Genomic DNA, 12,544 nt, shown 5'->3' with positions numbered 1-12,544 from the left:
CCGGACTTGTCTTGCTAAATTGACGGGATATCTTCTTACTATATCCCACTTTACGCTTGGCTTTTGTTTAGTTTTCAAAGGGCAGCTGAATCGCTCTGTCGCTTTAAGGCGACTTTATTATAATAACACCAGTTGATTGCCTGCGTCAATAGATGATGCAATTTTTTATTTAAACAATCATTCGGCGGCCGCTCACTTCAGCGACAAAAAATAATATACCATCTGCGACGAAGTGTGACAACCCTATATTAGAAAAATTTTATCAATCATTTATTAACGCGTTTTTTTATAATAGCGATGATAAATTTTTCGTCCTTTCGTTTCGCGTAAAACGATATCGATAAACCCTTTATCAATTAAAAACTCCAGCAAAATACCAAGATCGAGCGAGTAATCACGCACGGAAAGCTGCTGTTTTAAATCTTCGATGCTCCACGGCTCCTCTTGCTGCTCCATCAACGAAAATAAATGCGCCGCGCCCAGCCTTGTTTTACGGGAAACTTCAAATTCAATCGCGATCATTAACAGTTCTAATCTTTTCCCGAGCGTTTCATCGCCTTCAGTTAATTCAGAGTAAAGTTTATATATTTCCGGCTCGAGCTTTTTCACTTGTTTCCAGACCGTAATTTCCGGATAGGAACCGTGTTCAATGATGGCAAAGCGCGCCAAGTGATGAAGAGCATGGAGAATTTGATTAAACGAATCCAAATAATGTGCTTGTTCAAACAAAGACTTTCCATCGCTGTAGCGGCGGATCAGCTTTGAAAATTCAACACCGATTTTCAATTGCCTTTCCTCGGCAGGAAATTGATCTAATTTTTCCCGGAAAGATTTCACGTATTCATTTCGGTCAAAAATCACCTGACCGTTCAAGAGCCAGTCGACGATGCGCCGGTTCGTTCCATTTAAGAGCCAATCGTTCACCTGATCTTCAGAAGCCGTATGAACGGCAATGGAAATACCGCTGTAATCATAATGTCTTGTTTCCCATAAACGCTCTTGTGAATTATCTGCTAAAATCAACAGCACATGATCAAAATGATCTGTATTTGCGTCCATCTCATGACGCTTCTTGACAGAGATAATCCCGAGCGTGCTGTCTTCTGATGCGCGATCTTGATAAAGCTGCCGAACATATTCTTCCATTAGCGGGTTCTCTCCCTTGCCCCAGTTTCGTGTTACATGCTTCTACTGTGTCAATTCGACAAACTTTGCCAAATTCCTTTCCTTTTATATCATTTTCTTTGTCTCCACCCCATTTTATTCCTTTCGATGTTTAAAATATGATATAATTCCGTTGCAGGAGGTATGATTATGTCGCTAAAATATTCGAATAAAATTAACAAAATCCGCACGTTTGCGCTCGTATTGATTTTCGGCGGTATCATTATTATGTATCTCGGCTTATTCTTTCAAACCAGTCCGATTTTAATGTCTTTGTTCATGCTTCTCGGGTTTCTCGCGATCATCGGCAGCACGGTTGTTTATTTTTGGATCGGCATGCTCTCGTCACGCGCTGTCCACGTCGTCTGTCCGAACTGTGAAAAGCAGACGAAAATGCTCGGAAAAGTCGACGCCTGCATGTTTTGCAATGAGCCGCTGACACTCGATAAATCCCTTGAAGGCAAAGAGTTCGACGAAAGTTACAATCACAACAAATCTTAACAAAAACGGCTTCCAGCTTTATGGCTGGAAGCCGTAGAGTATTGACAAAGTCATGACATCGATCGATGTCCTATTAAAAGGAACGGATGATGACGCATCGTCCGGCTTCTTTCCGCGGGCGAGCGTCGAGCCGCTTCGGCCTGATGCCCTGCAGGGTCTCGTCTGTCTCGCTATCCCGCAGGAGAAAGCCGGGATGCTGGGTCATCCTCCTTCTTTGAATCAAGTGTTTTCATAATAAAGGAAGCCACGCATCCACTCCTCCGACGCCTCCGGGAAAGCAAGAGACGAAGATCCGGATTCGGCGGTCTTAGACCGCCGAATACTAGCTGAGTCCTTGCCCGGGGCAAGCGGAGGGTAGTGGTTGCGTGGCTTGCGTCAAAATAATATTTTGTCTACAATCTGCGGCTTCCAGCTTTAAGGCTGGAAGCCGTTTTTACATCCTCGAAACGATCGATTAATGCGCTTGTCCTTTTGCACAATCCGGACATGTTCCGTAAATCTCCATCCGGTGGTTCTTCACGTTAAAACCCGTCACGTGTTCGGCGAGGGTTTCTACTTCATCGAGTCCGGGATAGTGAAAGTCGACAATTTTTCCGCAGTCTTGACAAATGACGTGGTAGTGGTCTGATGTGTTGCTGTCAAAACGGCTGGAAGAATCTCCGTAAGTCAGCTCTCGCACGAGCCCGACTTCTTTAAAAACCCGTAAGTTGTTATAAACCGTTGCCACACTCATATTCGGGAATTTACTTTCCAATGCTTTATAGATTTCATCAGCAGTCGGATGCTGTTTAGCACTGAATAAAAATTCCAAAATTGCGTGTCTTTGCGGGGTCATACGGACTTTTGTGTTTTTAAGCGATTCTAACGCCTCTTGAAATTGATGGTTTTCCATGTTGTTTCACCCCTTTGATGCTGATAATGGCAAGCGAATGTATGCGTCATCTGTCATCTATACAAGTATTTACAATATCACAAAGTATGCATTCTCTCTTTAGAACCTTTATAAACAGTATACCGAACAAGCTGAAAGCCTGTCAATCTTGACATTGCTTAACCAATAGCATCTAGCGTTTTTAACCGGGTGAATTTTCTGTGAAGAGCCTCACGTCGTTAACATCGATTAAGAAAGAGACAAACCGGTTTGTGACAAAATCAGGCTGCGGCTTTTTCTTTTCTTGTTCCGTGCAAAGTTCCTTCATTAGTTCTTTCACGTTCTCTGCGTCCTGCTCAGCAGCGCCGATGAGAAATGTTGTATTGCCCCGGCGCCGAAAGCTGCCGGTGCTCGATAATTCTGTCATCCGGTAACCTTGTTCATTCAAACCTTTTTCGATCACATCGCGATAATGATTATGAACGATACAAATAAATAGTTTCATAGCGCTCCCTCCCTGTATTAATAACCTTTGTTTAAATCAATCCAATTCCAGTAATTTCTCTGCCCGCGTTCATAGACAGCCAGGTTGTATTCAAAGATTTCCAATGCTCTCGGCTGATATTGCGGAGAAATTCCTGATATGTGCGGCGTAACAGTGACATCCGGATGTTCCCAAAACGGATGATCTCCCGGAAGCGGCTCTTCATTAAAAACGTCCAACACGGCGTGCGAAAATTCCTCTCGATTTAAAGCCTCGATTAAATCCATTTCATGTATGACATTTCCTCTGCCCATATTAATCAGGACAGCCTCTTTTTTCATTGCTGCAAAGGCGGATTGATCTAACAAGCCGTCGGTTTCCGGCGTCTTAGGCAAAACAGAAACGATAAAATCCGCTTCAGGCAGCATGTCGAGCAAGTTCTCGGTTTTAATGATCTTGTCAAAAGGGGCAAAATCAGCGCCTGTCCGGTTCACACCGAGCGTCTTCATATTAAACGCTTTTGTTAATCGGGCTGTCTGAGTGCCGATTTGTCCGGCACCGATGATGAGAACGGTTTTATTATGCAATTCGGTCATCAAAGGGGAACGGTCCCACAGCTTATTTTTTTCCTGTTCAATAATGGTTTTCGTTTGCCGGGCTGTTTGGAGCATCACCGCCAGCGCGTATTCGGCCATCGGCACGGCATGAATCCCGGTCGCGTTTGTTACGGTAATCCCTTTTTGTTTAATCGCTTCAAAAGGCATTTTATCAAGACCGGCAGAAATGACCATAATCCATTGCAGTTTTTCAGCTTCAGCAATGTGGCGGTCGGTTAAATCCTCGCCGTAAGTGATTAAAACATCGGCATCGGTTAAATCTTTTTCAGCTTCAGCAATCGATGGATGAAAAGCAAAATCGATGTGCGGGTACGTATTCAATAAATGTTCGCGTAAATCGCGGCGGATTTTGGCGCTCGTGACAACTTTCATCTTTCATCCCCCTGGCTTTTAATCTGTGAACTTAGTCATTTATCTCGATCGCGAATGTTTCGTATTCCATATGCGTATTCGTTTGATCGTTCCAGTTAATCATAACTCTCCCGTTAATGTGTTCATCTTGGCCGCACCCGGAGCATACTTCTTCGTGGCGCACGGTGCCGTCAAAATCCTCAACTTCCAAATCTTGAATATAGAAGCTCCCTTCAGAAGAGACTAAAAAAAGTTCTAACGACTTCATCGTATCAAAATCGCCGTTATCCTCTGTCCTTTTTGCTTCAATCCCGTGCATCGGTTCATCATGTGCGATATCATTGATATAATACGTAATCGTCCAGCCCGGGATTTCCACGTCTGTTTTGATATCGGCATAATCCGGACCTTCATAGTCATCTTGCATCACAAACATAACTGTACCGATCAGAATTGCGATCACGATAAACGGCATAACCTGTTTCATTGTATCGCCGCCATTTCTGTCGTTTTTCTTTATTTTATCAAAAACCGTTTTGTAATGTTGAGGTTTTCGAATTTTTGTTCACTGCTTTCCTGCTCTCGTGATATGATTTACAAAGTTACCGGAGGCGAGAAATGATGAGATATTTTTGGATCAGCGGCGCGATCGCTTTAATATTAACAGCCTGTCAAGCGGATGAAGAATCCGGCAAAAACGAGATGTCCGGCAAGATCAGCGGAAGCCCCGATTTTTTCAACCGGCTGTTGATTTTAAAAGAGGATCAGCTTACCGGCGGGAATATCCGCATAACGCCTGACCGCCATCAGCGCGAAGACTATCATACAAAAGCCTATCACTTATTTTTAACAGATGAGACGGAAATTGTTGCGAATGATCGTTCGTACTCGTTCGACGAATACGAGGCCGCAGAAGATAGTGAGACGCTGTTTTTTCCCAATCAGACGGTCAACGTCACAACAGCTGAAGAGGTTGAAACGACGACAACGGAGCTTGACCGATACCTGACGTTCAACCCGGCGCTTCTCCCCGTCTATGAAGCGAAAACGATCGAGTTGCAGCCTTACACGCTCGACGATTTTTTTACGTATCATATGCCGGTAAAAGACAATAAGTTTCAAATACTTACATTAAATATCAGTGAATCCGGTGAAATTCAAGCAGGAACAGATTTAGAAGGCGTGATCGAACACTTGGCATCCGGCGAATTGGCTGACTGGGACACGGTCGGCATCAGTGAGGAGAGTCCGTTTTATGATGAAGTTACCGACGGGCCGGTTCATGCTGTTCTAAATGACAGCGAGGTTTTGCTTTTTACGGATGATCAAAACGATGTGATTGATTTTTTTGCACAGCGTTAACCGATCGACAATGAAAATTTGATTCATACAGGAGGCGATTTCATGACGACAAAACAGTCAAAAGCACTTTACCAAGAAGCAGAAGAACATATTTTAGGCGGAGTGAACAGTCCTTCCCGCGCCTATAAAGGAGTCGGAGGCGGTACACCTGTATTTATGGAGAAAGGGGAGGGCGCTCACTTATTCGACGTTGACGGAAACCGTTATATTGATTATTTAGCGGCCTACGGACCGATTGTCACCGGCCATGCTCATCCGCACGTGACGAAGGCGATTCAAGATGCCGCAGCAGACGGCGTGCTGTACGGGACACCGACAATCCATGAAAACCGTTTTGCCGCGATGCTGAAAGAGGCGATTCCTTCGCTGGAAAAAGTCCGCTTTGTTAACTCCGGCACAGAAGCGGTCATGACCACGATCCGCGTCGCCCGGGCATATACCGGTCGCAATAAGGTGCTGAAGTTTTCCGGATGTTATCACGGACATTCCGACCTCGTCCTCGTCGCTGCCGGCTCGGGTCCGGCTACGCTCGGGAGCCCGGATTCTGCCGGGGTGCCGGCTGCGATCGCAGAAGACGTCATTACCGTGCCGTTTAACGACACCAAAGCGTTCGATGCCGCGATGGACCGTTGGGGCGAAGAGATCGCCGGAGTGCTTGTTGAACCGATCGTCGGAAACTTCGGGATTGTCGAGCCTGAGGAAGGCTTTTTAGAACATGTCAACCGCGAAACGCATAAACACGATGCGCTCGTCATTTACGACGAAGTAATCACGGCGTTTCGTTTCACTTACGGCGCTGCGCAAAACCTGCTCGGCGTTGAGCCTGATTTGACGGCTCTCGGAAAGGTCATCGGCGGAGGTTTGCCGATCGGCGCTTACGGCGGACGGCAAGATATTATGGAGCAAGTCGCGCCGTTAGGACCCGCTTATCAAGCTGGAACCCATGCGGGAAACCCGGCTTCGATCCGCGCCGGAATTGCCTGTCTTGAAGTGCTTAAGACCCCGGGCGTTTATGAGGAAATGGACCGGCTCGGGGCGAAATTGGCCGATGGGTTGCAGACAAGCGCGCAAAAGCACGGCATTTCTGTCACGATGAACCGGCTGCGCGGCGCTTTGACGCTGTATTTTGACACAGACTCGGTCCGAAACTACGATGACGCGGACAACAGTAACGGTGAGCGTTTCGCCCAGTTTTTCCACGGTATGCTGAATCAAGGGATCAACCTTGCCCCGTCAAAATATGAGGCGTGGTTTTTAACGACCGAGCATGTTGACAGCGACATTGACGAGACAATTGCCGCTGCCGACAGCGTCTTTGCAGATATGAGCAGCGGGAATATCTGAAGATTGATACGAGTTAAACTGAAGCATGAAGCCTCCTGCTGACAGGAGGCTTCAGACTGTAGACAAACTATATTTTTATGTCAGCCATGAAGCCACTACCCTCCGCTTGCCCCGGGCAAGGACTCAGCTAGTATTCGGCGGCCTGAGGCCGCCGAATCCGGATCTTCGTCTCTTGCTTTCCCGGAGGCGTCGGAGGAGTAGATGCATGGCTACTTTTTTATGAATAAACTCGCTTCAAAAAAGAGGATGACCCAGCATCCCGGCTTTCTCCTGCGGGAAAGCGAGACAGACGAGACCCTGCAGGGCATAAGCCCGAAGCGGCTCGGCGCTCGCCCGCGGACTAGTAAGACACGGCGAAGTCTTTTTGAGCCGATGTCGCAGTGATACCTTCAGGTGAAAGAAGCCGGACGATGCGTCGTCATCCGTTCCTTTAATATGACATCTATCGATGTCATGATTTTGTTAACAGTCTGAAGCCTCCTGCTGACAGGAGGCTTTTGCTTGTCTGTCCGTATTTGCAGATTCTCCGTAATGCGTGTATAGTACTCCGTGAGAAGATATTTCACAAAAAACACTGCCAGTAAACGAAGAAAGGATTTTGAAAGACAATGAGGCTTGGCGCCCGTATATTTAAAACTGGTCTTGCCGTAACCCTGTCCCTCTATGCAGCTGCTTTGCTCGGTCACGACACGATTGCTTATGCCGGACTCGCTGCTTTTTTTGCTGTACAGCCGTCTGTGCATAAAAGTATTACATTAATTTGGGATCAAATACAGGCAAATATTTTAAGCGCAGTGTTAGCAGTCGTCTTCGTCCTCGCATTCGGCCACGAACCTTTTGTCATCGGGGTCGTCGTCTTGCTGATTATTGCGATCAATTTGCGTATGAATAAAGAATCGATTATTCCGTTGGCGGTTGTCACCGCGATCATCATTATGGGAAATCCGACAGACGATTTCACCGGTCTGGCGGTAAATCGGTTTTTACTCGTTATGGTCGGCGTATTCTCAGCATTTGTTGTCAATTTAATCTTCCTCCCGCCGAAACACGAAAACCAACTTTATCACAAGGTGACGAGCACCAATGATGAGATTATTCAATGGATCCGCTTGCTGATCCATCATGAAGTCGATTATCAAACGCTTAAACAAGACCAAAAGCGCTCGAGTGATGCGCTTTTAAAAGTTGAGAATTTGTTTGAGTTGTACAAGGATGAACGCAATATTTTCCGAAAAAACGAGTACGCCCGTTTGCGCAAGGTTGTCCTCTTCCGGCAGATGATTACGGCCAGCAAACAAGCTCAACATATTTTAGAAAGTCTCTCCAAGCACGACAACGTCATTCATCAGCTGCCGGAAACGATGCACGAAGCTCTCGTCGCGCAGCTCGATTATTTAACAAACTACCATGAACGGATTTTGCTGAAATACATGGGCAAAGTCAAACCGCAGACAACCGAGGAATATTATGAGGAAATTACCGATGAGAAGCGGAATTTAGTCTCGATGTTTTTAAATTCCCGCGATCACAAGCAGTTCGATGAAGAAGAATGGATGACCTTTTTGCCTGTCATCGCGCTGATTATTGAATACAGCGATGAACTCGAACACCTTGATCGGCTCGTTGAAGGGTTTTATACGTATCATACAGATGATAACGAAGTCTATATCACCGAAAAAGAAACGTACTAATAAAACAAAGCCGCTCGCAGCAATATCTGCGAGCGGCTTTATTGTATTGATTGCCAGCTCGGTCAATCGAGCTGCTGCACTTGAAAGAGCGTGTAATACGCTCCGCCTTTTGCAATCAGTTCATCGTGCGTGCCTTCCTCAACGACGCTGCCGTTTTCCACGACGAGGATTTTATCCGCATGTGTTATCGTCGACAGCCGGTGAGCGACAATAAACGTTGTGCGGTCACGGGCAAGATCGTACAGCGACTGCTGAATTAAGCTTTCACTCTCTAAATCCAGCGCACTTGTCGCTTCGTCAAAAATGAGTATTTCCGGGCTTTTCAAAAATACGCGCGCGATCGCAATCCGCTGTTTCTGGCCGCCGGATAGTTTTACCCCGCGTTCACCGATATTCGATTCGTACCCTTCCGGCAATTTGACAATAAAATCATGCGCATTGGCCGCGCGGGCAGCCGCGTAAACTTCTTCGTCACTGGCATCGGGGCGCCCCATGCGAATATTGAACATGACCGAATCACTGAATATAATATTATCCTGCAAGACCATGCCGATCCGGTCGCGGACTGTTCGGACTTGATAATCGCGGACATCTTTGCCGTCGAGCAAAATCCTCCCTGACGTGACATCGTAAAACCGCGGAATCAAACTCATAATCGTGCTTTTACCGCCGCCGCTCATGCCGACAAGCGCTACTGTCTCGCCTGCTTCAGCGCGGAAGTTCATGTCTGCGATCACTTCGTCGTCATCGTAGCTGAAATACACGTTCTCAAACGTGACTTCTCCGCGCGGATACGCGTAAGGGACAGCGCCGGGACGATCTTTAATGTCATAACTTTCGTCAGCCAGCTCAAACACCCGGTCCATCGAAGCGATCGATTGGGTCAGCACCGTCGACGAATTCACCAGACGCCGGAGCGGATTATACAATCGGTCCATATACTGAACAAAAGCGACCATCGTTCCGACCGTAATTGCGTCTTGAATGACGATCATCCCTGCTGCACCGATGACTAATATCGGGGCCAAGTCTGTGATTGTATTGACCACGGCAAAGGTTTTCGCATTCCATTTCGTATGGTCGATCGCTTTTGTTAAAAAGTGATTATTCTGCCGGTCAAACGCTTCCTGCTCGTGATCTTCAAGCGCAAAACTGCGGATGACATTCATCCCCTGCAAGCGTTCGTGCAAGTGCCCCTGCACTTCCGCGAGCGCCTGCGAACGTTCTCGCGTTAAGTAACGGAGCCGGCTGTAAAAGTATTTAATCGCCAGGGCGTAAAACGGCAGCAGTGAAACTGCGATGAGCGTCAGCCAAACATCCATCGTCAGCATGATAATAATCGCTGCGACAATCGTAAACAAATCGAGCCAAATGTTCATCATACCTGTAATGATGAAATTTTTCGTTTGTTCGACGTCATGGATCACTCTTGAAATCACTTCGCCTGCTTTTTGATTCGAATAAAAGCGCAGACTCAGTTTTTGCAGATGAGTAAACAGCTGCTCTCGAATGTCATACAAAATTTTATTTCCTGTCCATTGCGCAAAGTACTGCCGGTAATATTCAATCGGCGGCCGCAAAACAACAAAAATGAGCAATACGATGCCCATCAGCCACAGTAAATGCGTCATCTGCTCATTTGTCGTCATCGTATCTGAGCCGATCACATCGTCAATGACATAACGCATAATTAACGGGGTGATTAAGGGAATTCCGAATTTCAGCACGCCGATGATGACCGTCAATATAATTTCTTTCCAATAAGGTTTAATGTAACCCATATAACGCTTAATACTGTCCATATTTCTCTCTCCTTATACAACCAAACCGCGATAAGAAAAACGGACCCCGCGCCATCAGCTTGCCGCAAAGGTCCGTTAAACATGTCGAATTATCCGCGGTAATGCAAAAACCGTTCGTACCAGTATTCAATAAACCCTTGGGAGAACGGGCCTTTTTGCTGGCTCACCCACGTAACGAGTTCATCGACTGCATGATGAAGAATACCTTCAAGCTCCTTCGGATAATTCATTTCCTTTTCGTGCAATTTGAATTCGTCTTGGTCGAGCAAGCGATACGTCATATCCGGGAACACTTTCACGTCTAAGTCGTAATCAATGTATTTTAACGCCTCTTCATCGTATGTAAACGGAGTGCCAAGGTTGCAATAATAATACACGCCGTCATCTCGGATCATTCCGATAACATTAAACCAGTGATGAGCCGAAAAATAACAAATCGCCGGTTCCCTTGTCCGCCACTTCCTTCCGTCTGATTCATGGACAAAAATACGGTCATTTCCGCCGATCACTTCATGAGACGTTCCCTTCAACACAATCGTTTCTTCCCAGATGCGGTGGAGCTGACCGTTGTGTTTATAACTTTGCACTTCAATATTGCTTCCGGTCTTCGGAAAATCCACGTCTTTCCTCCTTCCTTTAGGAATCGCCAGGTTTACGATGGGTAACCATACGGTCTAATGGGTGCAGATACAAATCAAAAGGAGGAGTTTCATGCAAATAATGTTTTAGTTTGAAATAATTGATCTTTCGGTCTTTATTCCCGGCGACAAGCGGTTCTTTGCCTGTTTCCAATACATATTGGTCACAGGCAATTTGAACTTGATCGATATACATCGGCAAATCCGGCTCTTCAAAAATTTCATACGTCTCTTTTGACATATAAAACGTTTTATCCGGCTGTCCGCCGAGATAGGAATACAACAGCTCAGTGTCAATTTGATGGTCGCTTTTAATGATGCTGCGAAGCGGAATATGATCATCCAAATTGGCCGCAAACGCATTCACCGCTTTGCGCATCTCCTCGATCGATACACTGATTATTTCAATATTCTTACCTTTTTCTGAACTCTCTTCAACTTGTTTTTTTCGTTTACGGAAGAACATATGCTTCCTCCCATCTGCCGAGCCGTAAGGCACCCGCTGATGAATCCTAGGTCCATTCTGCTTATGATCCCTTTTATTATACTACTCTTCTGACGATTATGAAATGAGTGCGAACATATCACTGAAAAAAATGCCCGAAACAAATTGTTTCGGGCTCAACGTTCAGCTTAAGAAAATGCCGCCGTATATAAGCGAGCCGCCGATGACCCAAGCGGGATGCAGCTTACGCTTTTCGATCAGCCAGTAGCTGATAATTACAAGAAATAGGCTGTGCGCCCAGCCTGAATCGACAACGGACGTTTCCGCAAACCGGTACGTCATCGCCCCGAGCAAAACCGCAATCGTCGGACGGACAATTTGCGAGAGCAATTTCACTTTCGGGGATTCTTTAAATTTCATCAGCACGCTGAGTAAAATAATCATTAAAATTAATGACGGGGCTATCGTGGCAAACAAGGCAATGCCAGCGCCCAGTACACCCGCTTCCTGAAAGCCGATGTAGCCGGCCATTTTTGTCGCAATCGGCCCGGGAAGCGAGTTGCCGATCGCCAGCACTTCCGCGAATTCGCTCGTCGCCATCCACTCATAACGATGGACCACTTCGTGTTCGATCAGCGGAATCGTCGCCGGACCGCCGCCGTACCCGATAATTCCCGGGATGAAAAAAGCGAGAAAAATTTCCCAATAAATCATCCGGCCTCACCCGCTTTCGGCCGCTCCCGTTTCATAAAGACAAACAAAATCAGCGCAGCAATCAATACGGCCGGATGAAGGCCGAACCCTTGAATCACTAACACAGATCCGCCTAATAAGATGAGCGCGTACAGCCAGCCTAAATCCTGCTTTGACTTGGCAAAAAAACCCCACGTCAGCACACCGAGCAGCACGGTTACAACGGGCATAACGCCGCGCGTCATCCCCTCCACCCAGGCGTAATCGCGAAATGAGCTGAGCGTAACGAGTAAAAGAATCATCAATAGCACCGTCGGAAACACCGAAGCGATCAAGGCGTTTATCATCCCGGCCGTCCCCAGCAAACGGTAACCGATATAGCCGGCAAGCTTCGTCGCAATCGGTCCCGGCAGCGTATTCGCTATTGCGAGCATATCGCCGAACTCCTTTTGTTCCATTTGCTTGTATTTTTCGACGATTTCTTTTTCCACGATCGGAATTGCAGCCGGACCGCCGCCGAAGCCGAGCATTCCGACGCGAAAAAAAGCGTAAAACATGTCACGATGGTTCATTCTTTCTCA

The 12,544-nt window shown here is 46.6% G+C and carries 15 protein-coding genes; 5 read left to right on the top strand and 10 right to left on the bottom strand.

What is annotated here, in order from left to right; genetic code table 11:
- Positions 1–273: 273 nt before the first annotated feature.
- Positions 274–1,146, bottom strand: a complete 873-nt coding sequence (locus tag EDD67_RS09535; protein WP_121438754.1) for a nucleotidyltransferase-like protein — start codon at positions 1,144–1,146, stop codon at positions 274–276.
- A 168-nt stretch (positions 1,147–1,314) separates the two neighbouring features.
- Here EDD67_RS09535 and EDD67_RS09530 point away from each other — a divergent pair, with 168 nt between their 5' ends.
- Entirely contained in the window at positions 1,315–1,665 is a 351-nt protein-coding gene (locus tag EDD67_RS09530) for a YgzB family protein (RefSeq protein ID WP_093075425.1), read from the top strand.
- A 52-nt stretch (positions 1,666–1,717) separates the two neighbouring features.
- Complete coding sequence (locus tag EDD67_RS09525; protein ID WP_121439469.1) at positions 1,718–1,900, top strand: hypothetical protein; 183 nt, start codon at positions 1,718–1,720, stop codon at positions 1,898–1,900.
- Positions 1,901–2,119: 219 nt separating this feature from the next.
- Here EDD67_RS09525 and perR read toward each other — a convergent pair whose 3' ends face one another.
- The 4 genes from perR to EDD67_RS09505 all read right to left on the bottom strand — a co-directional run bounded on the left by perR (position 2,120) and on the right by EDD67_RS09505 (position 4,475).
- The gene (gene perR / locus EDD67_RS09520) at positions 2,120–2,557 is read right to left on the bottom strand and encodes a peroxide-responsive transcriptional repressor PerR (protein ID WP_093075422.1); all 438 of its coding nucleotides are present in this window, start codon (positions 2,555–2,557) and stop codon (positions 2,120–2,122) included.
- Positions 2,558–2,738: 181 nt separating this feature from the next.
- On the bottom strand, positions 2,739–3,041 hold the full coding sequence (locus EDD67_RS09515; protein WP_121440562.1) for a cyclic-di-AMP receptor: 303 nt from the start codon (positions 3,039–3,041) through the stop codon (positions 2,739–2,741).
- 17 nt (positions 3,042–3,058) lie between these two features.
- Positions 3,059–4,009: a D-2-hydroxyacid dehydrogenase gene (locus EDD67_RS09510; protein WP_121440563.1), complete on the bottom strand. Its 951-nt coding sequence runs from the start codon at positions 4,007–4,009 to the stop codon at positions 3,059–3,061.
- A 31-nt stretch (positions 4,010–4,040) separates the two neighbouring features.
- Entirely contained in the window at positions 4,041–4,475 is a 435-nt protein-coding gene (locus EDD67_RS09505; RefSeq protein WP_121440564.1) for a hypothetical protein, read from the bottom strand.
- A gap of 131 nt (positions 4,476–4,606) precedes the next feature.
- Here EDD67_RS09505 and EDD67_RS09500 point away from each other — a divergent pair, with 131 nt between their 5' ends.
- The 3 genes from EDD67_RS09500 to EDD67_RS09490 all read left to right on the top strand — a co-directional run bounded on the left by EDD67_RS09500 (position 4,607) and on the right by EDD67_RS09490 (position 8,385).
- On the top strand, positions 4,607–5,350 hold the full coding sequence (locus EDD67_RS09500; protein ID WP_121440565.1) for a hypothetical protein: 744 nt from the start codon (positions 4,607–4,609) through the stop codon (positions 5,348–5,350).
- Positions 5,351–5,392: 42 nt separating this feature from the next.
- Entirely contained in the window at positions 5,393–6,694 is a 1,302-nt protein-coding gene (locus tag EDD67_RS09495) for a glutamate-1-semialdehyde 2,1-aminomutase (RefSeq protein WP_121440566.1), read from the top strand.
- A gap of 608 nt (positions 6,695–7,302) precedes the next feature.
- Positions 7,303–8,385 carry an FUSC family protein gene (locus EDD67_RS09490; RefSeq protein WP_121440568.1) on the top strand — a complete coding sequence of 361 codons (1,083 nt, stop codon included), beginning with the start codon at positions 7,303–7,305 and terminating at the stop codon, positions 8,383–8,385.
- Positions 8,386–8,447: 62 nt separating this feature from the next.
- Here EDD67_RS09490 and EDD67_RS09485 read toward each other — a convergent pair whose 3' ends face one another.
- From EDD67_RS09485 to EDD67_RS09465, 5 genes are all read right to left on the bottom strand, one after another.
- On the bottom strand, positions 8,448–10,187 hold the full coding sequence (locus EDD67_RS09485; RefSeq protein ID WP_121440569.1) for an ABC transporter ATP-binding protein: 1,740 nt from the start codon (positions 10,185–10,187) through the stop codon (positions 8,448–8,450).
- Between the two features lie 89 nt (positions 10,188–10,276).
- Positions 10,277–10,807 carry a nucleoside tri-diphosphate phosphatase gene (gene ntdP / locus EDD67_RS09480; RefSeq protein WP_121440570.1) on the bottom strand — a complete coding sequence of 177 codons (531 nt, stop codon included), beginning with the start codon at positions 10,805–10,807 and terminating at the stop codon, positions 10,277–10,279.
- Between the two features lie 16 nt (positions 10,808–10,823).
- The gene (locus tag EDD67_RS09475) at positions 10,824–11,291 is read right to left on the bottom strand and encodes a DUF3939 domain-containing protein (protein ID WP_121440571.1); all 468 of its coding nucleotides are present in this window, start codon (positions 11,289–11,291) and stop codon (positions 10,824–10,826) included.
- 162 nt (positions 11,292–11,453) lie between these two features.
- Complete coding sequence (locus EDD67_RS09470; protein WP_121440572.1) at positions 11,454–11,984, bottom strand: chromate transporter; 531 nt, start codon at positions 11,982–11,984, stop codon at positions 11,454–11,456.
- Entirely contained in the window at positions 11,981–12,535 is a 555-nt protein-coding gene (locus tag EDD67_RS09465; RefSeq protein ID WP_093075178.1) for a chromate transporter, read from the bottom strand. Before EDD67_RS09465 ends, EDD67_RS09470 begins: the two co-directional genes overlap by 4 nt.
- Positions 12,536–12,544: the final 9 nt, after the last annotated feature.

Origin of the sequence: Salisediminibacterium halotolerans, from assembly GCF_003814815.1 — a bacterium.
GTDB classification, from domain to species: Bacteria; Bacillota; Bacilli; order Bacillales; family Salisediminibacteriaceae; genus Salisediminibacterium; species Salisediminibacterium halotolerans.
Note: the sequence above shows the minus strand (reverse complement) of the source record. Positions and strands in the feature narration are given on the sequence as shown.

Excerpts from the sequence above, each read along its gene's own strand:
- EDD67_RS09465 (WP_093075178.1), bottom strand. The coding sequence starts at position 12,535 with ATGAACCATCGTGACATGTTTTACGCTTTTTTTCGCGTCGGAATGCTC.
- EDD67_RS09530 (WP_093075425.1), top strand. The coding sequence starts at position 1,315 with ATGTCGCTAAAATATTCGAATAAAATTAACAAAATCCGCACGTTTGCG.
- EDD67_RS09470 (WP_121440572.1), bottom strand. The coding sequence starts at position 11,984 with ATGATTTATTGGGAAATTTTTCTCGCTTTTTTCATCCCGGGAATTATC.
- EDD67_RS09475 (WP_121440571.1), bottom strand. The coding sequence starts at position 11,291 with ATGTTCTTCCGTAAACGAAAAAAACAAGTTGAAGAGAGTTCAGAAAAA.
- EDD67_RS09535 (WP_121438754.1), bottom strand. The coding sequence starts at position 1,146 with ATGGAAGAATATGTTCGGCAGCTTTATCAAGATCGCGCATCAGAAGAC.
- EDD67_RS09495 (WP_121440566.1), top strand. The coding sequence starts at position 5,393 with ATGACGACAAAACAGTCAAAAGCACTTTACCAAGAAGCAGAAGAACAT.
- EDD67_RS09515 (WP_121440562.1), bottom strand. The coding sequence starts at position 3,041 with ATGAAACTATTTATTTGTATCGTTCATAATCATTATCGCGATGTGATC.
- perR (WP_093075422.1), bottom strand. The coding sequence starts at position 2,557 with ATGGAAAACCATCAATTTCAAGAGGCGTTAGAATCGCTTAAAAACACA.
- EDD67_RS09525 (WP_121439469.1), top strand. The coding sequence starts at position 1,718 with ATGACATCGATCGATGTCCTATTAAAAGGAACGGATGATGACGCATCG.
- EDD67_RS09500 (WP_121440565.1), top strand. The coding sequence starts at position 4,607 with ATGATGAGATATTTTTGGATCAGCGGCGCGATCGCTTTAATATTAACA.
- EDD67_RS09505 (WP_121440564.1), bottom strand. The coding sequence starts at position 4,475 with ATGAAACAGGTTATGCCGTTTATCGTGATCGCAATTCTGATCGGTACA.
- EDD67_RS09490 (WP_121440568.1), top strand. The coding sequence starts at position 7,303 with ATGAGGCTTGGCGCCCGTATATTTAAAACTGGTCTTGCCGTAACCCTG.
- EDD67_RS09510 (WP_121440563.1), bottom strand. The coding sequence starts at position 4,009 with ATGAAAGTTGTCACGAGCGCCAAAATCCGCCGCGATTTACGCGAACAT.
- EDD67_RS09485 (WP_121440569.1), bottom strand. The coding sequence starts at position 10,187 with ATGGACAGTATTAAGCGTTATATGGGTTACATTAAACCTTATTGGAAA.